Below are 20,443 nucleotides of genomic sequence, written 5' to 3' on the forward strand. Positions count from 1 at the left end.
CCACGTGGAACATCATCTTAAAAACTTTCAATGCAGCCCCTTAAATTTTCTGAAGATCCTGTTTTAGTTTGTAAAGATCACACTGTAAGTGGGGAGCATTTCGAATTAAGAAAAGCCGAAGGCCTGGATCTTTTAGTCACTTATCCGCGCCCCGAAAATGATAAGCTTTCGGCATATTATAAAAGCGAAAACTATATTTCCCATACTGATTCAAAAAGGTCTTTTTTAGATAAGGTTTATCAACAGGTGAAAAATCTGATGCTTCAAAAGAAGATCGGCTGGATCGAAAGAACTCACCCCAAAAAGGGAAAAATTTTAGATATTGGAGCGGGAACAGGAGATTTTTTAGTTGCAGCAAGAAAGACTGGCTGGGCCACTTTTGGAGTAGAGCCAAATTCCCGTGCAAGGAAACTTGCCGCCAAAAAAGGAGTTGACCTTCTTGAGGATATTTCTTCCTTTCCCGATTCTTATTTTGATGTGATCACCATGTGGCATGTGTTAGAACATGTTCCCGATCTTAATAGTCATCTAAATGAACTTGACCGGATTTTAAAACCAGATGGCCTGCTTGTTATTGCTGTTCCCAATTTTAAAAGTTTCGATGCTCAAAAATATAAAGAGCATTGGGCGGCTTATGATGTCCCCCGACATCTTTTCCATTTTTCTCCGGAGGCCATGAGAAAAATATTTCAGGAGAAAGGATTTTTACTCACCTCTCAAAAAGGGCTTTTTTTTGATGCCTTTTATGTGAGCCTGCTTTCTGAAAAATATAAAACCGGATCTTCCAGTCCTTTTAAAGCTATCACAACCGGAATTGTTTCAAATTTTAAAGCTGCGTCTTCGGGAGACTATTCTTCTCTGGCTTACTTCTTCCGCAGAAGCTGAAAAAAGCATTTTAAAGCCATTTAAAGAGTTTTTAGCAGTTAAAGCAGCTTACGGTATAGCTTTTTTAAATTAAAAGCTAATTAGGTCTGAAAATCATCCTTTTTAAATAAAGATTTTTGATAGAAATTTCTTTTAACCATCAGAAATAGCTATAGCTGCAGAAATTCCCTCATTTTTGATAAGAATAGAAATGCTTTCTTATTTTTGCGCCGAACTAAATAAATTCAAAATGAAGAAATTATTAATGGTCCTTTCTTTTGGGGCTTTACTTGCAAGTTGTAATAATGATAAAACTGCTTATGTAGATACTACTGTGCTTATTCAGGAATATTCAGAAATGAAGGAAGTGGAAGCAGATTTCACCGAGCGATCTGAAAGTCTGAAAAAAGAATTGGATTCTGCAGCACAGGGATTTCAGCAGGAAGTAATGGCCTTTAGAGAAAATGCCGCTACCATGAGTGAGGCCGAAAGACAGGCAAAGCAGGAAGAACTTATGCAAAAGCAACAGATCCTTCAGCAGCAGCAACAAATGAGAAGCGGGCAATTAAGACAGGAAGGCGATGCGGTAATCGATTCTCTAATAACTAAAGTGAAGGATTTTGTAAAGGTTTACGGTGAAGAAAATGATTACACCTATATCTTTGGTTCTAATGAATCTGCAAATATCATGTATGCTGAAGAAGGTTTAGACATTACTCAGGATATCCTGAAAGAGCTTAATGAAGGGAAACTTTCAACTTCCGAAGTAGAAGCAGAGGAGTAGATTCTTGAAAAAGTTTGACTTAAGGGTTCCACATGGAACCCTTTTTTTATGCCGTAACCAGAAATAACCCGAAGATGATCACTATAAAATAACCCACAATGGTAAACGCGCCGGCATAGTCTTTGGCAACCCGTTGCCCAAAGAGTAGCATAAGAAGGGTGACTGCAGCCAATCCCAAAGCCCATTGTGAGAATAAAAGATCTTCATTCCTCCACAAGGTGAAGATGGCGGCAAGCGCCAGTAATCCGGTGATCACTTCTAAAACCAGGATGATCCCGAGTAGGAGAGAGACCATTCCTCCCATAAAAGTGCCTTTAAAGTGACCTGTTAACCATCCGTAATTGCCCTTCCAGTCTACTAACTTGTCAATACCTGATTGTAGAAAGGTGATTACAGTAAAGATTAGAATTAAATATACCGGCAGGTTAAGCACAAAATTTTCCATACAAGCTAATTTTTATGAATGAGTCTGGTTAGTTTTATTGACAGGTCTGTAAGAATGATCTTTGCGTTTCCATTTCTTTCTATATGGTAAACAGCATCTTCGAGTTCCCGGGTGATCCCGGTGATATTATTTCCTGTTATAAACGGTGCAAATTTTTCAAGTTTGAAGCCGTTGGTTTGCGGTTCAAAAAACACAAGGTCTTTGGCTTTGTAATTATACATGAGCGCCTGCCTGAAGAAATCCATACAGTATAGGAGGAACTTTTTTTGAGATTCCCTGCCTGTACCGGCGATCATTTCACTCCATGAAAGAAGTTCGGCTAAAGCAGTTTTATTACCTTTTGCCTTAAAGGCTGTTCTTACCCATGATACAAACCATTCTTCAAATTGTTCGTCGCCTGCGTTATGTTTTAAAATATGCAGGGCATTGGTGAAATTACCGTTGGCGCGATGGGCAATGTTATGCGCCCTTGCCTTCTCACAACTCTCTTTTTGTACCAGGCCTTCGGCAATAACAGCTTCGGTCAATGGAGGGAAATGTAAGGTTTGGCAACGGGACCTAATGGTTTGAATAATATTTTCCTCCTCTTCAGTAATAAGAATGAACAAGGTTTTCTGGGGGGGTTCCTCAATGAGCTTCAGCAGCTTATTTGCAGCCGAATCATTCATTTTTTCTGCCATCCAGATGATCATCACCTTATAACCTCCTTCATAGGATTTAAGGGAGAGGGATTTCACAATTTCCATGGCTTCATCCACTCCAATTTTTCCCTGCTTATTCTCAATTCCCAGCTTTTGGTACCAGTCAAACAGGCTTCCATAAGCCTCCTGCTGCACGAACTGACGCCACTCCTCGCTAAAATGAGAAGAAACCGCAGCTTTCTTTACCTTGTCGTTGTTAGCGACAGGATAAGCAAAATGCAGGTCTGGGTGTGACAATTTGTTCATTTTGAGGTTGCAGGCTTCCCTCCCGGTATTGTTTTCGGCATTGGTGTTATTGCAGAGCACATATTGGGCATATGCAATGGCCATGGGTAAGGTACCGCTTCCGGCAGATCCTACGAACAACTGGGCATGAGGAATACGATTGTTATCAACCGTTGTGGTAAGATGGTTCTTGATGTGCGGAAGGCCTAAAACTTCAGAAAATAGCATAAGCAAAGATAAAATTTCTCTACACTTTTATATCTTAGAGAAAATTTTTATTTCCATATAGAACCAGTGATATGAAAACAATAAACGACTATAATTTTAAAGATAAAAAGGCCCTCGTAAGAGTGGATTTTAACGTGCCGCTAAATGACCAACAGGAGGTGGGAGACACCAGCCGTATAGAAGGTGCCAAACCAACTGTTGACAAGATCCTTAGGGACGGGGGCAGCGTGATCCTTATGTCACACCTGGGTAGACCAAAGGGACAGGATCACAAGAATTCGCTGCAACACATTGTAAAAAAAGTATCAGAGATCCTTGGAGTGCAGGTGAAATTCGTGGAGGATAGTGTGGGGGAGAAAGCCCAGAAGGCCGCTAAGGAATTGCAGCCTGGGGAAGTACTGCTTCTTGAAAATCTGCGTTTTCATTCCGAAGAAGAGAAAGGCGATGAGGATTTTGCAAAAAAACTGGCCGGCCTTGCAGACATCTATGTAAATGATGCTTTTGGAACAGCGCACCGCGCCCATGCATCTACCACTATTGTAGCGAATTATTTTCATGAAAAGTGCTTAGGGGCTTTACTTGCAAAAGAAATTGACAGTCTGGAAAAGGTTTTAGGCAATTCAGAAAAACCGGTGACTGCAGTTTTGGGAGGCGCAAAAGTTTCCACTAAGATCACCGTGATAGAGAATATACTCGATAAAATAGATCATTTGATCATTGGAGGGGGAATGACCTATACTTTCACCAAAGCGCAGGGAGGGAACATTGGGAATTCCCTTGTGGAAGAAGATAAGCAGGAGTTAGCCCTTGAGATACTTAAGAAAGCAAAGGAAAAAGGAGTGAAGATCCATCTTCCCATAGATTCGGTGGTTGCAGATAACTTTTCTGAAGATGCAAATACCAAAATAGTTCCTGTAGATCAAATTCCGGAAGGCTGGATGGGACTTGATATAGGTCCTGAAACCGTAAAGAAATACGGGGAAGTGCTGGAAAAATCGAAGACTATCCTATGGAATGGTCCTATGGGAGTCTTCGAAATGCAACCATTTGCGAAAGGAACTATTGCTATAGGAGAACATATTGCAAGTGCCACTCAAAACAACGGTGCTTTCTCTCTTGTGGGAGGAGGAGATTCTGTAGCAGCAGTAAAACAATTTGGACTAGAAGATCGTGTAAGTTACGTATCTACCGGAGGTGGTGCCATGCTTGAAATGCTCGAAGGGAAAAGTTTACCGGGCATTGAAGCCTTGAAAAAGTAAAGAGGTACGATAATTGAAGCAGAAAACGTTACTGCTTGTAGAGAAATGACTTTATGATGAGAAAATTTTTGCCTTTTTTGATGCTGCTCATGTCTGTAGCTGTTTTTGCTCAGGATAAAAAAACTGAAGCAAAGTATGTTAAGGGACAGGAGAAAGGAGAAAACGGTGATACCATAAGGCTTCCCGAGCAGGATTTCTTTCTGTTGATCGATAATGATGATGTTGAGCTGGCGAATAATGTACCGGTTCATAAGATCATTAAAGACTCCCTTGTTTTTGCCCTTTTGGATGACCCCGGTGCTGCCATGATCGATTCTCTCTGGCAGAAAGAGCTTTTTCAGTCGAGCTTGTATATGGATTTTAAGGATTCCCTGCTTAACCAGGAGTATAATGAAGTGGTTTTTGACGAATTGCCCACAGATACCCTAAAGCTAAGGCTCGAAAGACTTAATGCAAAAACTCCTTTTAATATAGAATATAATCCCCTGCTTGAAAATGTGATCAAATCATATCTAAAGAGGAATAAAAAGGGAATGGAGCGGCTTATGGCGCTAAGCACTTATTATTTTCCTCTTTTTGAGCAGAAACTCGATACTTATAATATTCCGCTGGAGATTAAATATCTGGCTATAGTGGAATCTGCGTTGAATCCGCGGGCGCGGTCCAGGGTTGGAGCAACCGGTCTTTGGCAGTTCATGTTCGCAACCGGGAAAATGCACGGGCTTGATGTAAGTTCCTATGTTGATGAGCGCATGGATCCTGTAATGTCTACTGAAGCTGCTGCGGAATATCTTTCAACTTTGTACAGGGTATTTGAAGATTGGGATCTGGTACTGGCTTCTTATAATTCGGGCCCCGGAAATGTTTCCAAAGCCATAAGACGCAGCGGCGGATCCACGAACTACTGGAACCTTAGACCTTATCTTCCACGTGAAACAGCGGGTTATGTTCCTGCATTCCTGGCAACCATGTACATTTTTGAATATGCCGAAGAACATGGTTTCCAGCCACCTCACCCACGAACTACTTATTTTGAAACCGATACTATCCACACGAAAAAGAAACTTACATTCGAGCAGATTTCTGAGGTCACAGGTGTGGAAAAGGAAATGCTTCAGTTTCTCAATCCAAGTTATAAGCTTGACGTTATTCCCTACATTGAAGGAGAAAAATATAGTCTCAGGTTACCTCGTAACAGGTCCGGACTTTTTGTGAATAATGAAGCAGCCATCTATGGTTATGCCGAGGCGCTCGAAGAGAAAAAAGAAGAGATCCTTCCCAAGTTAGTGGAGGCGACAGAACCTATAAGGTACAGGGTAAGGAAAGGAGATTATTTAGGACGTATCGCCGAAAGGCACGGAGTGGGAGTAAGCCAGATCAAGCAATGGAATAATCTAAGGAGCAATAACCTGCGAGTTGGACAAAGACTTACCATATACCCTCAGAAAAACGCTACCGCCAACAATAATAGTTCTCCCAGGATTTATACCGTTAAACACGGAGATTCCCTGTGGAGCATCTCTAAAAAATTTCCCGGCGTGACAGTTCAACAGATCAAGAGCCTAAATAATATGAACAGTAACCGGTTAAGACCCGGTATGAAACTTAAACTTTCTGACGGGTAGAAATTCCGTTATTTTATTATGAAAAATCTTAGTGCATTATTTTCTATTCTTTTTTTAATAACAGGTTGTGGCGATGGAAAGGAGGATCCTGTTGTAGTATCAAATTCTTCGGGGAAGATCAACAATCTTACCGTGGTAATGGACAACGAGATGTGGACGGGTGAAGTGGGAGAAGCTGTAAGATCTCATCTAGCAGCGCCGGTAGACGGGTTACCACAGGAGGAACCGCTATTTTCCCTTAGCCAAATGCCGCCGGAAGCTTTTGCCGGATTCGCCCGAAAGAACAGGATCTTTCTCCTTGTTCAAAAAGGAGATGAACCGCAGATCAAATGGACAGAAAACGCATATGCGCGGCCTCAAAAGGGGGTTCTTATACAGGGAGAAAATAATGAACAGATCGAGGACCTGATCGAAGAAAATGCTGAAGAGATCATTTCCAGATTTAAAAGAACTGAACTTGTAGAACAACAGAGAAGAATAAAAAAATCATTGAAAAATGATGAAGAACTTGAAAAAAATCTTGGTGTTTCCTTAAACTTTCCAACCGCTTATAGATACGCCAAGCAAACTGATGATTTCTACTGGATAAGGAAAGATATTCCTACCGGTAGCATGGAGATCCTTGTTTATGAGGTGCCAAGAAATGTTATTGAGAAGGATACTAATATTGTTGGAAATATTATCGCCATGCGTGATTCGATTGGTAAAACCCATATACCGGGTCGGTTGGATGGGAGCTATATGATTACCGAAGAAGCTTATGCTCCATACCTGTTTGAATCCCAGATAGACAAAAAATTCGCCTGGGAATCAAAGGGGATTTGGGAAGTAAAAGGAGATTTTATGGGCGGCCCCTTTATTAATTATGCCGTTCTTGATGAGGAGAATGACCGGTATGTCATTCTGGAAGGTTTTGCCTTTTCTCCTTCGGCAAGGAAAAGGGAAAATATGATGGAGCTGGAGGCGATATTAAAATCAGCAAAAATTAAATAGATACAGGCAACAAAAAAACCCAACTTTTCGTTGGGTTTTTTTAATGTTTTATAAAAGCCGGTTATAGTCTTTTGTTCTCTTCCTCCGTTTTTGTTGTTGGAGTGTCATCTTTGGAAGCGTCTTTAAATTCTTTGATTCCGCTACCCAATCCTCTCATCAATTCAGGAATTTTTCTTCCTCCAAACAATAATAGCACTACGATCACGATTAATATGATTTGTGGTGCTCCAATCTGCAATGGTATAAAAACTGCACTCATAATGATCAATTTAATGTGGCAAAGTTACTAATAAAACTTTAATACCAGGGTTTCTAAAAGGATAAAAGCAGTTTAAAATTTCTTTATTATATCTTTGCCCAAGGCCTGCAAATGACTAAAAACACAGAACATAAGAAGAATTTCGCACAAAAGCTCCTGCACAAGTACAGGCTGGTAATTCTTAATGAAGATACTTTTGAGGAAAAAGTCTCCTTTAAACTTACCCGGCTTAACGTTTTTGTAGTGGTAACGCTTTCTGCTATTCTTTTAATAGCCGCCACAACGGTGCTCATTGCCTTTACCGGGTTAAGAGAATATATACCGGGTTATTCTTCCACAGAATTACAACAAAGGGCAGTCAATCTGGCCTATAAAAGTGATTCTCTTCAACAGGTGGTCGAGCTCAACAATCAGTATCTGAATTCCATAAAAAGGGTGCTTTCCGGGGATGTTAAACCTGCCAACTTTAACAAGGATTCCCTGCTTGAATCTGAAAGAATTAATCCCGAAGAGATCGATCTTAAACCATCTAAAGAGGATAGTCTCCTTAGGGAAAGGGTTGTACAGGAGGATAAATATAATTTTCTTGAAACCGCGACTTCACGTGCTAATTATGCGCTATTTCCCCCTTTAAAAGGTCCTTTTTCTGAACCTTATAATATTAAAGAGAAACACTTTGGAGTTGATATTGTTGCTTCTAATAATGCCCCTGTCAAGGCGGTGGCAGACGGTACAGTGATCTTTGGTGGCTGGACTGCCGAAACCGGTAATGTGATCATCCTGGAGCATAGTTACGGTCTAACCTCTGTTTATAAACATAATTCTTCCCTCACCAAGGAGCAGGGAGAAAGAGTTTTGAGAGGAGAGGTCATAGCAACAGCGGGTTCTACGGGGGAGTTTTCCACGGGGCCACACCTGCATTTCGAACTTTGGAGTGAAGGACAGCCCGTAAACCCTACAGATTTTATAGATTTTGAATAGAAAGTATGTCAGTTAAATCCTTTGCAGCAAAAATATTCGCCTCGTATATCCGTCGTCAGATCGATTCCTGGGCGTCGAAGCCGGTGGAGACTCAAAAAAGGGTTTTTGAGGAGCTCTTAAAAAAGGCTTCTGAAACTAAATTCGGTAAAGACCACGGCTTCAAAAATATTTCCGGCTATAGGGAATATGCAGCCCGGGTCCCGGTAAGAGATTACGAAGAACTGAAACCTTATGTAGAAAAAGTGGTGGCAGGGGAAAAGGATATCCTGTGGCCGGGGAAACCTTTATATTTTGCCAAGACCTCAGGAACTACCAGCGGCGCGAAGTATATTCCGCTTACCAAAGAATCCATGCCGACCCACATAGATGCTGCCCGAAATGCAATCCTTTGCTATATCAACGACACCGGAAAAGCCGATTTTGTAGACAAAAAGATGATCTTTTTGCAGGGCAGTCCCGAACTGGATGAGAAGAACGGGATCAAGCTAGGGAGACTTTCAGGAATTGCGGCGCATTACGTGCCGGGGTATTTGCAGAGGAATAGGATGCCTTCCTGGGAAACCAATACAATTGAAGATTGGGAGACAAAAGTGGAGGCAGTTGTTGATGAAACCCTTAAAGAAGATATGTCTGTCATTAGTGGGATTCCATCCTGGGTGCAGATGTATTTTGAGAGATTACAGGCAAGAACAGGAAAAAAGGTAGGGGAGATCTTTCCTAATTTTAATCTCTTCATCTATGGCGGAGTGAATTTTGAGCCTTATCGCGCAAAATTTGAAAGTCTCATTGGTAGAAAAGTGGACAGCATAGAACTATTTCCGGCTTCTGAAGGATTTTTTGCATTTCAGGATAAGCAGGATGCCAAAGGTATGCTGTTGCTGCTCGACTCCGGAATTTTCTATGAATTCATCAAAGTAGATGAATTTTATTCTGAAAAACCAAGGCGATATACCATTGGTGAAGTAGAATTGGGTGTGAATTACGTAATGATCATCTCTACCAGTGCAGGCTTATGGGCCTACAACATTGGAGACACTGTACAGTTCACTTCTTTAAAGCCTTTTCGGGTGATCGTTTCGGGCAGGATCAAGCATTTTATCTCGGCTTTTGGAGAGCATGTGATCGCCAAAGAGGTAGAGCAGGCGATGCAGGAAGCTACTGAAGGCACAGACATTCAAATTTCAGAATTTACCGTGGCGCCACAAATAACTCCCGAAGGGGAACAACTGCCTTACCACGAATGGTTCATTGAATTTGAGAAGGAACCCAAAGATTTAAATACTTTTGCTTCAGCTTTAGACAGATCGCTTCAGCAGCAAAATTCATACTACCTTGATCTTATTGAAGGAAAGATCCTTCAGCAGTTAAAGATCAGCAAGGTTCCCGCAAATGGTTTTCAGCAGTATATGAAATCTATTGGAAAACTTGGCGGACAAAATAAACTCCCCAGGCTTTCAAACGACCGAAAGATCGCGGAAGCCCTGGAAAAACTAAAAAATTGAAAATAATATATGGGTAATTTTAAATTACAGGGGCGCACACGGGCACAGGAAAGTTCAAATGCCATTGAACGAATGTATATCACCATGCGTCATCTTTTTAACCGCGGATTCTATAAACCTATGGGAGTTTCGGGAGAGACTTTGCGCGAATCTTTACTAATACTTCGCCCGGAGATCTACGGTTCTGTAGCCGAAGAAAAAGTGGAATTAAACGGACTTCTTTACGTGATGGACCGTTTGCCCTTAGGAATAGAAGAATGCCGCTTTATCAACCTTACCAGTGATGAAGGCTACGGCAATTCACATTTCAAGCCCATTGTGCCCCCAAAACGTCGCAGAAACTGCTACAGAATTGACGAGGAGCAAATGAACATTGAGATCACCCGCGGGCGATCTGAGATCTATGATATTCTTACTCACCTCACCTTTCTTTTCATTGAATCTCATAAGATCATGAGGAGAGTATTGATCGATGAAGAAGGAGAGGTTTCCCGCGATTGGCAAAAACTGGAGCTCGCCGTGCAGCAAAAAGAGCCGCTAACGCAGGCCCAACGTGAGGTTGCCCTTACACATACCGCAAATATTCTTGGTCGAACCTTTAGAGAAGTGACCACCATTTATCCCCTTTTTGGCACCTCTGCAACGCCCGAAAGATTTCTGCATATCATCTATTACCTGGGGAAACTGGCGATAGATGAAATGCTGAACAACAATAAACGTATTGTGACTTTTAGTCCGGTGCTTAGAGAACGTCTGGGCCATCACATCCACGGGGAGGTTTGGGCAAATAGGGTGAAAGAAGTGCTGCTTGAGAAAAATCTCATGAACAGACCCCTGCACATCATCAGCGCAAACATGCATAGCGTGATGAACACGCTTTATGCTTCGGAAGCGCTAAAAGCTGAAATAAAGAAGAAATCTCTCTTCGGAATTTATGAAGATCTCAGCAACAGCGCCAACGGAAATTTACGCATGAAGGTTACCAAAAGCGCTTTGGCAGAAGGTATGATCTTTATCGAAGATACCAGCGGAGCCAATATCGACGTGCAGATCTTTGATTCGGCTAAAATGTCTGAAGTCAATGAAAAGTTCAGGTTGAGCAGCAAGATGAAATCTGAAGAGAAGCCGGTGATCATGGTGATGGACTATGCTTTTGGCGAGCAGGCCTATGAAACTATGGACGAAATGCTGAAGCCTTACCAGAGCGATCAGGGGAACATACATCTTAATGTCGCTTCCATTTCTCTAATGGGAAAAGCCGGAATACTTGTAGGCGGCAAAGGAGATATCATGATCCCTACAGCACATTTATTCGAAGGTACAGCCGATAATTATCCTTTCAAAAATGAGCTTTCAAAAGCCGATCTTGATGGCAATGGAATTCATGTTTGCGACGGTTCTATGGTTACCGTTTTAGGAACTTCGCTTCAAAACAAGGATATCCTGAAATTCTTCCATGAATCCACCTGGAATGTTGTAGGTCTGGAAATGGAAGGAGCGCATTACCAAAAGGCCATTCAGGCTGCATCCCGTTTAAGAGGTAACATCAGTGAAGATGTGAAGGTGAGATATGCCTATTATGCTTCAGATAATCCTTTAGAGACCGGAAGCACCTTAGCCTCCGGCGGACTGGGTACTACAGGAGTTAAACCCACTTATTTGATCACAGAAAAGATCCTGGAACAAATTTTTGAGGTTCCGAAGCAGGAAGAAAAGAAAGTAAAGAATACAGCAAAAGCAACTGTTAATGAAAGATAAGAAATACACCCTCGTCACAGGCGGGGCGGGTTTTATTGGCTCAAATTATATTAATCTATTCGTCAAAGAAGACGACACCCATATTGTAAATCTTGACCTGCTCACCTATGCGGGAGATCTTGATAATTTGAATGTAGAGGGGCATGAGAATTACACCTTTGTACATGGAGATATTCGGGATAAGGAACTGGTAAAGGAGCTCTTCGAAAAATACCATTTTTCGAGAGTAATTAATTTTGCTGCCGAATCTCATGTAGATAATTCAATCCTTGATCCCTCGGCTTTTGTAGAGACCAACATCAACGGGACTTTCAATCTGCTCCAGAATGCTTACAGCCTGTGGATGACCGGCCCATTTGAGCTGAAGGAGGAATACCGCGAGTCAAAATTCCTGCACGTTTCAACAGATGAGGTTTATGGAACTCTGGGCAAGGAGGGTCTTTTCACCGAAGAGACTCCGTACGCTCCAAACAGTCCCTATTCTGCTTCAAAAGCGGCTTCAGACTTCCTGGTGAGGAGCTATTTCCATACTTACGGGCTTCCGGTACTTACCACCAACTGTTCAAATAATTACGGCCCCAACCAGCATGACGAAAAACTAATTCCTACTATCATAAGAACAGCTTTAAAGCAACAACCAATTCCTATTTACGGAGACGGGAAGAATGTACGGGACTGGCTTTATGTGACAGATCATTGTAAGGGGATAAAACTGGTTCTGGAAGAAGGAAAATTTGGAGAAACCTACAACATTGGTGGTCGTAACGAGAGGGAGAATATTTATATCGCGCAAAAGATCTCCGAAATTCTGGATAAATTGAGACCTCGTGAAGACGGTAAAAGTTATAAGGATCTTATCACCTATGTAAAGGACCGTCCCGGTCATGACAAGCGTTATGCTATCGATGCTACCAAACTCGAAGGTCAGCTCGGGTGGAAAGCCGATGAGAATTTTGAATCGGGCATTGAGAAAACGGTACAATGGTACCTTGAAAAATACTCTGCATGAAAGGAATCATCCTGGCAGGAGGATCGGGCACCAGGCTGCACCCGTTAACGCTTGCGGTAAGCAAGCAGTTGATGCCGGTGTATGATAAACCTATGATCTATTATCCGCTTTCCACGTTAATGATGGCGGGAATACGTGAGATCCTCATCATTTCAACTCCTAAAGACTTACCGCTGTTCAGGGAGCTGCTGGGAGATGGAAGCAGTTATGGATGTAGATTTGAATTCGCTGTACAGGCAGAACCTAAAGGTCTTGCCGAAGCTTTTGTCATTGGAGCAGAATTCATTGGGAATGATAAAGTTGCTTTAATTTTGGGCGATAATATTTTTTATGGCTCCGGCCTGGACACCTTACTGCAAAACAACAGTGATCCTCAAGGCGGAATGATCTTCGCCTATCACGTGCAGGACCCGAAAAGATATGGGGTGGTGGATTTCGATGCTTCAGGTAAGGTGATCTCTATTGAAGAGAAACCTGCTGCACCTAAATCCAATTTCGCGGTGCCGGGCATCTACTTTTACAACAATGAAGTAGTACAGATCGCGCAGCAAATAAAACCTTCTCATCGAGGGGAACTTGAAATAACCGATGTCAATAATGCTTATCTTGAAAAAGGGAATTTGCAGGTGAGTATCCTGGATAAGGGAACTGCCTGGCTTGACACCGGTACCTTTGATTCGCTCATGAAAGCCTCCCAATTTGTGCAGGTGATCGAGGAGCGACAGGGATTAAAGATAGGCGCTATTGAAGAAACCGCCTATAAAATGGGCTATATTGACAAAGAGCAGCTACACAGGCTGGCACAACCCCTGCTTAAAAGCGGGTACGGAGAATACCTTTTACAACTGGATTAGCATGTTAGAAATTGAACAGACCCCTTTAAAAGATTGTTTTATTCTGAAACCTTCGGTCTTCAGGGATCATCGCGGCACCTTTATAGAAAGCTTCAGCCAGAGGCGGTTCGAAGAAGTTACGGGGCTAAATCTGGATTTCGTCCAGGACAATCAATCTTCCTCCAAAAAAGGCGTTTTAAGAGGCCTTCATTTTCAGAAGGGGAAATATGCTCAATCCAAACTGGTGCGTACGGTATATGGAAAGGTGCTGGACGTAGTTGTAGACCTTAGACCTGGTTCCCCCACCTTTAAAAAGTCATTTAAGACGGTTTTAAGCGATGAAAACCATCATCAGCTGTTTGTTCCTGCCGGTTTTGCTCACGGCTTTCTAACGCTCTCAGAAATGTCAGTTTTTGCATACAAGTGCGACCAGTATTTCCATAAAGATGCCGATGCCGGAGTGTTTTATAATGATCCCGTATTTGAGATCGATTGGGAATATCCGCAGGACCAAATGATCCTTTCAGAAAAAGATGCCAATCTTCCCACTTTTGAAAACCTGGAATTATGAAAGTTTTAATTACAGGAGCGGGCGGGCAGCTGGGGCAGTGTTTTAAAAAACAGGCTCAACATTTTCCTGAAATCGAATTCACTTTTACAACTTCTCAGGAGCTTGACCTCTCCCAGTTTGGAGTTGTGGGTGTTTACATGCGCCAAAACAAATTCGATTACTGCATTAACTGCGCCGCCTACACAAATGTAGAACATGCCGAAAAGGAGCAGGAAATGGCATACCTGGTAAATGCTGAAAGCGTTAGGAATTTGGCCGAAGACTGTGAGGATGCAGAAACTACCTTGATCCATTTCTCTACCGATTATGTTTTCGATGGAAAGAAGTCTACGCCTTATTCTGAAACAGATGAGACTAATCCGCTGAATGTCTACGGAGCTTCTAAATTGCTTGGGGAACAATATATCCAGGAGGAAACGAACCGGTATTTAATCTTCAGGACATCCTGGTTGTATTCAGACATAGGGAAAAATTTTTTCAATACCATCCGCACCAAAGCCGAAGCCGGGGAGACCCTAAATATCACAACTTCCCAATCTGGCTCTCCTACCAATGCCTATGATCTTGCAGAATTTGTGCTGAAAATAGTTTCTGCCAAAACAGAGGCTTACGGGATCTATCATTACAGCAATATGGGAGAAGCTACCTGGTATGACTTTGCAAAAGAGATCCTTCGCTTAATGAACAGCAACACTACCTTGAATGAGAGCAATGATTTTCAAACTCTGGCCGAAAGACCAAAATACAGTGTGCTAAGTAAAACCAAGGTGCTGGAAACGTTTGATCTTCCTATTCCTAACTGGAAAGAGAGCCTGAAACAGCTTTTTTAAAAGTTATAATCCCTTTCAATAAACCATTTGAAATTTCGCACATCCTCTTCTACCATGTCTTCAAAAACAGGATTTAGAAGGCGGGCAGCGCTTTCTCCGGGAATTCCACCGGGTGCATGGTAAGAGATCACTACATGAAGGCGGGTAGCATCACCCATGTCGAAGAATTCTACTTTTCCTGCATTCTCAATTGAAGAGCCGGGAAGAGATTGCCACCCTAAGAATTCATTGGGTCGTTCTTTTACGATCTCGCTTTTCCACCTTATACTCCCCACATTTCCCGGAAGCCTTGCCTCCCAGACAGAGATGCTGTCATTAAGGCTTTCCACACTTTCCAGGTGTTCCATGAAGAGCGGCAGGTTTTCCAGGTTTCTCCAAAAGGCATAAACTTCCTCCCGTGGTTTATTGACCACCATATTGAGCTGGATATTTACATTGCGGCTGTGGTTATCAGGTTTTGTTTTTCCAATAACATTGTATAAGAGGCAATTCCCCGAAACACCCCTGTAAAGCAGGTAACCTGCGAGTACGGCTTCTATGGGACTCTTCTTTTGTTTACCTATGGCATCATATAAAAAATAGGCGCCGGCAAGCAGAGAAGCGCCTCTTTCGGCAGGACTAACATTTACATACAAGTGTCGTAATAAATTCCTCATGGGATCAGGTTTTCTGTTATTTAGCCTAATTTACTCATATTGAAGCCAAAGCTTAGTTTCAGTTTTGCTTAAATTGGGTTAAATTATTCTTAAATGCTGCGGAAACTGCAGACGCCGCAAAGAGGAGCAATGGCTGAAACCTTGAATTTTATTACTTTCGGTGTAAAACCAACCCATGAAGAAACGGATCTTGATCACCGGGGCGGCCGGCTTCCTTGGCTCTCACCTCTGCGATAAATTTATAAAAGAAGGATACCATGTGATAGGCATGGACAATCTTATCACAGGTGATAAACGCAATATTGAACATCTTTTTAAGCTGAAAGATTTTGAATTCTATCACCACGATGTCACAACTTTTGTGCATGTGCCGGGAGAGCTGGATTATATCCTGCATTTTGCTTCACCCGCCAGTCCCATTGATTATCTTAAGATCCCGATTCAAACTTTAAAAGTGGGCTCCCTGGGCACTCATAACCTGCTTGGCCTTGCCATGGTTAAGAATGCGCGTATACTTATTGCTTCTACTTCTGAAGTGTATGGTGATCCCCTGATACATCCTCAAACTGAAGATTACTACGGAAATGTAAACACCATTGGCCCCCGCGGAGTCTATGATGAAGCAAAACGTTTTCAGGAATCCATCACTATGGCCTACCACCGCTTTCATGGGCTTGAAACCCGCATTGTGCGCATCTTTAACACCTACGGTCCCAGAATGCGCCTGAATGATGGAAGGGTGATCCCGGCATTTATCGGGCAGGCCTTACGAGGGGAAGATCTCACTGTTTTTGGAGATGGAACGCAAACAAGGTCTTTCTGTTATGTAGATGACCAGGTTGAAGGGATTTATAAATTGTTACTGAGCGATTACGCAGAACCCGTAAACATTGGAAATCCGCATGAGATCACCATTAAGGATTTTGCGGAAGAGATCATCAAATTGACCGGGACAGATCAAAAGATTATATATAAGCCCCTGCCGCAGGATGATCCCATGCAACGCCAACCGGACATTACCCGGGCAAAAGAAATCCTGGGTTGGGAGCCAAAGGTTTCCCGAAGCGAGGGTATGAAAAAAACCTATGAATATTTCAAAGGTCTTAGCGAAGATGAACTTTACCGCAGTGAACACAAGGATTTCTCAAAGCACATTAGAAAATAGCATTCCTGCCTGCCGGCAGGCAGGTTTGGCACCATATAATTTGGCCGTTTCATAGGATTTTATATAATGGTCAAAACTTTCAAATGAATAAAAAAGCCCTGGTATCGGTGATCATGCCGGCCTATAATGCTGCCGGATATATTGCTGAAAGTATTCGGTCTGTACAGCAGCAATCTTTTGAAGATTGGGAGTTGCTGGTGATCGATGATGCCTCCAAAGACGGAACTTCAGAAATTGTGGAAGCACTGAGGGCTGAAGATTCCCGCATAAAACTTCATGTCCTGCCCACCAATCAGGGTGCAGGATTTTCAAGAAATATTGGGATCAAAGCCGCCACAGGGGATTATATTTCCTTTCTGGATGCCGATGATTTGTGGAAGCCTCACAAAATTCAAACGCAGCTGGATCTTATGAAAAATGAGAACGTGCAGGTTTGCTTCAGCAGTTATGAATTGATCGATGAGCGGGGGAAAAGTCTTCAGAAACAAATAAAAGCACTACAATTCCTCCCTTTTAAGAAGCTTAAAAAAGCCAATTATATCGGCAATCTCACGGGTATGTATAATGCTTCTGAACTTGGAAAGATCTTTTGTCCGTTGATCCGGAAAAGGCAGGATTGGGGCCTGTGGTTGCTGGCGGTCGAAAAAGCCGGATTTGCCAAAGGTATTCAGGAACCTCTTGCAGTATACAGGGAGCGTGAGAATTCAATCTCCGGAGATAAAATTGAAATGCTGCAGTACAATTACCGGGTTTACAGGGAAGTGCTGGGATATTCTTCTGTAAAAAGCCTTTTTTGGATGCTGTTATTTTTGTGGGAACAGTTGCTGATTAAGCAGCGGCAAAAAGTGGATCTAAAATAAGGATTCAAACTGCTTAAGCTTGCCTCTTTTGCTTCGGTTAAGGGTTTTCTTATGTTCGAATTCCACTTCGAGGCCTTCTTCCAGATAGGTAACCATTGCCTCTTCGATCTTCTGCTTTTTTTCGGGCTGCAGTTCTTTTTCAGAAACATAGACGATCCTAAAAGCACCGGGTTCTGTCTGCTGCACGATGAATTCCTTAATGAGGCCGTCGTTTTCAATGATGCTTTTGGTGACATAGTAGAAAGTCAGCCCGGGAACAACTTTACCACTAGGCAACACTGCCACGTCGTTGGTGCGACCTAAAAGGCTCTTTAAAACAGGATTTTTGGCACTGCTGTTTTCGGTCAAGGCACCGGTATCTCCAATGTCATAGCGAATAAAGGGATGTGCCTTGTTGTAGAGGGAAGTGATCACAATCCTGCCTTCTTCTCCCGCCGGCACAGCTTTGCCTTCTTTATTAAGGATCTCTACAAACATGGTTTCGCTGTTTAGGATCCATTCGTCCTGCGGATTTTGAAATGCCAGAAGACCTAATTCACTGGCGCCGTATTCATTCACTACGGGTACGCCAAAAACCTTTTCCAGCAGGATCTTATCTTCCTCAAAGAACATTTCACTGGTAACAATACACAATCGAAGTTTTGGACAGATCTCTTTTAAAACCAGGTTTTTCTTTTGAAGAAACTTCCCGAAAAGCACAATAGAGCTGGTGTAGCCGTTGATATAATCAAAATTTTTCTTCTTAAACTCCTCCAGGAATTCTTCCATTTTTGCATCGCTGAGGTCAAAGATGGGAAACCTGTATCTAAACCCAAACCGGTCTTTGATACGCTCCTTAAAGTACCCGATCTTATCTAACGGAATACCATAAAAACGCGCCTGCACAGAGCGATCTAAATCGATACCATACCATTGGTAGCGGTCATTGAACTCGGCCCAGGATAGCGCATGGCAAAAACGATCCTTAGCGAAAATAAAGGGATGTCCGCTACTGCCGGAAGTTTTTCCGACGTAACTGTTCTTGGAATCAAATCCTTTGCTGAACCTTTCTTCTAATGGCCGTTGCAGGTCTGCTTTTTGCATTACAGGCACCTCTTCCCAGGATGTATATTTTTTGCTTCCGAAGAAATTGCGGTAAAAAATGTTGTTTTTAAGATGGTAGGTAACTATCTCCTTTTTCTTCTGCTCAACATAACCCGAATACTCCGCTTCCGGAATATTCTTTATCTCCTCCAGGGCATTTTTTGCCTTTCTAATGGGGAAGCGGTTAAGTTGTAAAGAGAGGCTAAACCAGTTCAAGATTTAATTTAGAAGTTTTTTATACTATTTAGTTAGTGCCTCAATTTACAAACAATTATTTTTGAGGCAAGAAAGAAAACAACCAACACATGAATATTCTTATCCTTGGCTCAGGCGGCCGCGAACACACCTTTGCACATCAAATTTCTCAAAGTAGTCACTGTCAAAAATTATTTGTGGCTCCCGGAAACGCCGGTACAGCAAAAATAGCAACAAATGTCTCCTTAAAGATAACCGATTTTGAGGCCATTAAGGAGCTGGTGATAAAAGAGCAAATTGACATGATGGTGGTGGGTCCCGAGGATCCTTTGGTGGAAGGAATTGTGGATTTCTTTAGCCGGGATGAGCAATTGAAGCAGGTAGCGGTAATAGGACCTTCAAAAAGGGGAGCTTTACTGGAAGGCAGTAAACAAAGAGCTAAGGAATTTATGGGTTTGTACAATATTCCCACGGCTGCTTATGAAAGCTTTAAAGCCGAAAGTCTTGCTGCCGGAAAAGAATTTCTTACTACTCTAAAACCTCCATATGTTTTAAAAGCCGACGGGCTTGCTGCCGGAAAAGGGGTTTTGATCCTCAACTCATTGGAAGAAGCTCAAACCGAGCTGGAAAACATGCTCACCCAAAATAAATTCGGAAACGCCGGGAATACTGTAGTGATAGAAGAATTCCTTGACGGGATCGAGCTTAGTGTTTTTGTGCTCACTGATGGGAAGAATTACAAGATCCTTCCTACCGCAAAGGATTATAAACGTATTGGCGAAGGAGACGTTGGATTAAATACCGGCGGAATGGGAGCGATCTCTCCCGTTCCCTTTGCAGATGAAAGCTTCATGAAAAAAGTGGAGGAAAGGATTGTCAAGCCTACAATTGGAGGTCTTGAAGCCGAAAAAATTGATTATAAAGGATTTGTGTTCATAGGGCTTATCAAGGTAGGAGAGGAGCCTTACGTTATTGAATACAACGTGAGAATGGGAGATCCCGAAACCGAAGTTGTCCTGCCAAGAATAGAGACAGATCTTGTTGAGGTGTTTCAGAAAACTGCCTCAGGAAGGCTGGATGAGGTGGAGCTACAGGTAAAGAAGGAGTCGGCGGCAACCTTGGTGTTGGTTTCCGGCGGATATCCCGAAGATTACGAAAAAGGAAAAGAAATCTCCGGACTAGAAAATGTTGAAAATTCAATAGTCTTTCATGCCGGCACTAAAGAAGAGCAGGGAAAAACATTAACCAATGGAGGAAGGGTTCTTGCTATTACTTCTTTTGGAAATGATTTCAGGGAGGCCATAAAAAAATCTTACCAAAATGCCGAAAAACTTCATTTTGATAAGATGTATTTTAGGAAGGATATTGGCTTTGACCTCTAGCCCAAAAATGAATGTGCGGAGGTTTCCTTTTTTTCTTCGTTACGGTCGTTGAATTTTTTCAATTGCTTCATCCAGTACACAAATGCAGCCATTGCTATTAAAATAAACAGCCAGTTTACCAGGTTAGCAAACCACCAGCTATCAAGCTCTGCATCTGCCAGGTAATTGAATGGCGCGAACAGGTAATCTTCAAAAATCGTTTGTATCCCTTCAAAAAAATCCCTCATAGTAGTTA

General features: G+C 42.3%; 21 protein-coding genes. 15 read left to right on the forward strand and 6 right to left on the reverse strand.

The genetic code is table 11. The features are described from left to right. Positions 1–30: 30 nt before the first annotated feature. Both CRO16_RS04680 and CRO16_RS04685 read left to right on the forward strand, forming a co-directional pair. On the forward strand, positions 31–885 hold the full coding sequence (locus CRO16_RS04680; protein WP_097055152.1) for a class I SAM-dependent methyltransferase: 855 nt from the start codon (positions 31–33) through the stop codon (positions 883–885). A 229-nt stretch (positions 886–1,114) separates the two neighbouring features. Then, positions 1,115–1,648 (forward strand): OmpH family outer membrane protein, encoded by a 534-nt coding sequence (locus CRO16_RS04685; protein WP_097055788.1) that lies wholly within the window; start codon positions 1,115–1,117, stop codon positions 1,646–1,648. Positions 1,649–1,694: 46 nt separating this feature from the next. Here CRO16_RS04685 and CRO16_RS04690 read toward each other — a convergent pair whose 3' ends face one another. Further along, a complete protein-coding gene (locus CRO16_RS04690) occupies positions 1,695–2,093 on the reverse strand; it encodes a DoxX family protein (protein ID WP_097055153.1) in 399 nt (132 codons plus the stop codon). Between the two features lie 5 nt (positions 2,094–2,098). After that, positions 2,099–3,247 (reverse strand): DNA polymerase III subunit, encoded by a 1,149-nt coding sequence (locus tag CRO16_RS04695; protein WP_097055154.1) that lies wholly within the window; start codon positions 3,245–3,247, stop codon positions 2,099–2,101. Positions 3,248–3,318: 71 nt separating this feature from the next. On the opposite strand from CRO16_RS04695, the gene CRO16_RS04700 reads away from it, so the two are divergent. From CRO16_RS04700 to CRO16_RS04710, 3 genes are read left to right on the forward strand one after another with little or no spacing between them, the layout of a single operon-like run. Next, on the forward strand, positions 3,319–4,506 hold the full coding sequence (locus CRO16_RS04700) for a phosphoglycerate kinase (protein ID WP_097055155.1): 1,188 nt from the start codon (positions 3,319–3,321) through the stop codon (positions 4,504–4,506). A 56-nt stretch (positions 4,507–4,562) separates the two neighbouring features. Further along, positions 4,563–6,131, forward strand: coding sequence for a LysM peptidoglycan-binding domain-containing protein (locus CRO16_RS04705; RefSeq protein ID WP_097055156.1), 1,569 nt, complete (start codon positions 4,563–4,565; stop codon positions 6,129–6,131). A gap of 18 nt (positions 6,132–6,149) precedes the next feature. Beyond that, on the forward strand, positions 6,150–7,124 hold the full coding sequence (locus CRO16_RS04710) for a DUF4837 family protein (RefSeq protein ID WP_097055157.1): 975 nt from the start codon (positions 6,150–6,152) through the stop codon (positions 7,122–7,124). A gap of 61 nt (positions 7,125–7,185) precedes the next feature. On the opposite strand, the gene tatA is transcribed toward CRO16_RS04710, so the two are convergent. Next, positions 7,186–7,383 carry a twin-arginine translocase TatA/TatE family subunit gene (tatA, locus tag CRO16_RS04715; protein ID WP_097055158.1) on the reverse strand — a complete coding sequence of 66 codons (198 nt, stop codon included), beginning with the start codon at positions 7,381–7,383 and terminating at the stop codon, positions 7,186–7,188. Positions 7,384–7,494: 111 nt separating this feature from the next. On the opposite strand from tatA, the gene CRO16_RS04720 reads away from it, so the two are divergent. Genes CRO16_RS04720 through rfbD form a run of 7 tightly spaced genes read left to right on the forward strand, consistent with a single transcriptional unit; the run spans position 7,495 to position 14,867 of the window. Next, positions 7,495–8,364 (forward strand): M23 family metallopeptidase, encoded by an 870-nt coding sequence (locus CRO16_RS04720; protein WP_097055159.1) that lies wholly within the window; start codon positions 7,495–7,497, stop codon positions 8,362–8,364. A gap of 5 nt (positions 8,365–8,369) precedes the next feature. Continuing rightward, positions 8,370–9,866 carry a GH3 auxin-responsive promoter family protein gene (locus tag CRO16_RS04725; protein ID WP_097055160.1) on the forward strand — a complete coding sequence of 499 codons (1,497 nt, stop codon included), beginning with the start codon at positions 8,370–8,372 and terminating at the stop codon, positions 9,864–9,866. Between the two features lie 9 nt (positions 9,867–9,875). Next, on the forward strand, positions 9,876–11,624 hold the full coding sequence (locus CRO16_RS04730; RefSeq protein WP_097055161.1) for a DUF6909 family protein: 1,749 nt from the start codon (positions 9,876–9,878) through the stop codon (positions 11,622–11,624). Then, positions 11,614–12,633, forward strand: coding sequence for a dTDP-glucose 4,6-dehydratase (gene rfbB / locus CRO16_RS04735; RefSeq protein WP_097055162.1), 1,020 nt, complete (start codon positions 11,614–11,616; stop codon positions 12,631–12,633). The genes CRO16_RS04730 and rfbB overlap by 11 nt, the downstream gene beginning before the upstream one ends. After that, positions 12,630–13,487, forward strand: coding sequence for a glucose-1-phosphate thymidylyltransferase RfbA (gene rfbA / locus CRO16_RS04740; protein ID WP_097055163.1), 858 nt, complete (start codon positions 12,630–12,632; stop codon positions 13,485–13,487). Before rfbB ends, rfbA begins: the two co-directional genes overlap by 4 nt. A gap of 1 nt (position 13,488) precedes the next feature. Then, a complete protein-coding gene (gene rfbC / locus CRO16_RS04745) occupies positions 13,489–14,037 on the forward strand; it encodes a dTDP-4-dehydrorhamnose 3,5-epimerase (protein ID WP_097055164.1) in 549 nt (182 codons plus the stop codon). Further along, complete coding sequence (gene rfbD / locus CRO16_RS04750; protein WP_097055165.1) at positions 14,034–14,867, forward strand: dTDP-4-dehydrorhamnose reductase; 834 nt, start codon at positions 14,034–14,036, stop codon at positions 14,865–14,867. Before rfbC ends, rfbD begins: the two co-directional genes overlap by 4 nt. Here the strand turns inward: rfbD and CRO16_RS04755 are convergent. Then, a complete protein-coding gene (locus CRO16_RS04755) occupies positions 14,864–15,523 on the reverse strand; it encodes an SRPBCC family protein (protein WP_097055166.1) in 660 nt (219 codons plus the stop codon). The genes rfbD and CRO16_RS04755 overlap by 4 nt on opposite strands. Before the next feature lie 175 nt (positions 15,524–15,698). On the opposite strand from CRO16_RS04755, the gene CRO16_RS04760 reads away from it, so the two are divergent. Then, positions 15,699–16,688 (forward strand): UDP-glucuronic acid decarboxylase family protein, encoded by a 990-nt coding sequence (locus CRO16_RS04760; protein WP_097055167.1) that lies wholly within the window; start codon positions 15,699–15,701, stop codon positions 16,686–16,688. Between the two features lie 83 nt (positions 16,689–16,771). Beyond that, positions 16,772–17,548, forward strand: a complete 777-nt coding sequence (locus tag CRO16_RS04765) for a glycosyltransferase family 2 protein (protein WP_097055168.1) — start codon at positions 16,772–16,774, stop codon at positions 17,546–17,548. Here CRO16_RS04765 and CRO16_RS04770 read toward each other — a convergent pair. Beyond that, positions 17,540–18,850 carry a phenylacetate--CoA ligase family protein gene (locus CRO16_RS04770; protein WP_097055169.1) on the reverse strand — a complete coding sequence of 437 codons (1,311 nt, stop codon included), beginning with the start codon at positions 18,848–18,850 and terminating at the stop codon, positions 17,540–17,542. The two genes, CRO16_RS04765 and CRO16_RS04770, sit on opposite strands and share 9 nt — an antisense overlap. 86 nt (positions 18,851–18,936) lie before the next feature. Here CRO16_RS04770 and purD point away from each other — a divergent pair, with 86 nt between their 5' ends. Continuing rightward, entirely contained in the window at positions 18,937–20,208 is a 1,272-nt protein-coding gene (purD, locus tag CRO16_RS04775; RefSeq protein ID WP_097055170.1) for a phosphoribosylamine--glycine ligase, read from the forward strand. Here purD and CRO16_RS04780 read toward each other — a convergent pair. Then, complete coding sequence (locus CRO16_RS04780) at positions 20,205–20,435, reverse strand: DUF6341 family protein (RefSeq protein WP_097055171.1); 231 nt, start codon at positions 20,433–20,435, stop codon at positions 20,205–20,207. The genes purD and CRO16_RS04780 overlap by 4 nt on opposite strands. Positions 20,436–20,443: the final 8 nt, after the last annotated feature.

This window comes from Salinimicrobium sediminis, assembly GCF_900215295.1.
GTDB classification, from domain to species: domain Bacteria; phylum Bacteroidota; class Bacteroidia; order Flavobacteriales; family Flavobacteriaceae; genus Salinimicrobium; species Salinimicrobium sediminis.

Excerpts from the sequence above, each read along its gene's own strand:
- CRO16_RS04680 (WP_097055152.1), top strand. The coding sequence starts at position 31 with ATGCAGCCCCTTAAATTTTCTGAAGATCCTGTTTTAGTTTGTAAAGAT.
- CRO16_RS04685 (WP_097055788.1), top strand. The coding sequence starts at position 1,115 with ATGAAGAAATTATTAATGGTCCTTTCTTTTGGGGCTTTACTTGCAAGT.
- CRO16_RS04690 (WP_097055153.1), bottom strand. The coding sequence starts at position 2,093 with ATGGAAAATTTTGTGCTTAACCTGCCGGTATATTTAATTCTAATCTTT.
- CRO16_RS04695 (WP_097055154.1), bottom strand. The coding sequence starts at position 3,247 with ATGCTATTTTCTGAAGTTTTAGGCCTTCCGCACATCAAGAACCATCTT.
- CRO16_RS04700 (WP_097055155.1), top strand. The coding sequence starts at position 3,319 with ATGAAAACAATAAACGACTATAATTTTAAAGATAAAAAGGCCCTCGTA.
- CRO16_RS04705 (WP_097055156.1), top strand. The coding sequence starts at position 4,563 with ATGAGAAAATTTTTGCCTTTTTTGATGCTGCTCATGTCTGTAGCTGTT.
- CRO16_RS04710 (WP_097055157.1), top strand. The coding sequence starts at position 6,150 with ATGAAAAATCTTAGTGCATTATTTTCTATTCTTTTTTTAATAACAGGT.
- tatA (WP_097055158.1), bottom strand. The coding sequence starts at position 7,383 with ATGAGTGCAGTTTTTATACCATTGCAGATTGGAGCACCACAAATCATA.
- CRO16_RS04720 (WP_097055159.1), top strand. The coding sequence starts at position 7,495 with ATGACTAAAAACACAGAACATAAGAAGAATTTCGCACAAAAGCTCCTG.
- CRO16_RS04725 (WP_097055160.1), top strand. The coding sequence starts at position 8,370 with ATGTCAGTTAAATCCTTTGCAGCAAAAATATTCGCCTCGTATATCCGT.
- CRO16_RS04730 (WP_097055161.1), top strand. The coding sequence starts at position 9,876 with ATGGGTAATTTTAAATTACAGGGGCGCACACGGGCACAGGAAAGTTCA.
- rfbB (WP_097055162.1), top strand. The coding sequence starts at position 11,614 with ATGAAAGATAAGAAATACACCCTCGTCACAGGCGGGGCGGGTTTTATT.
- rfbA (WP_097055163.1), top strand. The coding sequence starts at position 12,630 with ATGAAAGGAATCATCCTGGCAGGAGGATCGGGCACCAGGCTGCACCCG.
- rfbC (WP_097055164.1), top strand. The coding sequence starts at position 13,489 with ATGTTAGAAATTGAACAGACCCCTTTAAAAGATTGTTTTATTCTGAAA.
- rfbD (WP_097055165.1), top strand. The coding sequence starts at position 14,034 with ATGAAAGTTTTAATTACAGGAGCGGGCGGGCAGCTGGGGCAGTGTTTT.
- CRO16_RS04755 (WP_097055166.1), bottom strand. The coding sequence starts at position 15,523 with ATGAGGAATTTATTACGACACTTGTATGTAAATGTTAGTCCTGCCGAA.
- CRO16_RS04760 (WP_097055167.1), top strand. The coding sequence starts at position 15,699 with ATGAAGAAACGGATCTTGATCACCGGGGCGGCCGGCTTCCTTGGCTCT.
- CRO16_RS04765 (WP_097055168.1), top strand. The coding sequence starts at position 16,772 with ATGAATAAAAAAGCCCTGGTATCGGTGATCATGCCGGCCTATAATGCT.
- purD (WP_097055170.1), top strand. The coding sequence starts at position 18,937 with ATGAATATTCTTATCCTTGGCTCAGGCGGCCGCGAACACACCTTTGCA.
- CRO16_RS04780 (WP_097055171.1), bottom strand. The coding sequence starts at position 20,435 with ATGAGGGATTTTTTTGAAGGGATACAAACGATTTTTGAAGATTACCTG.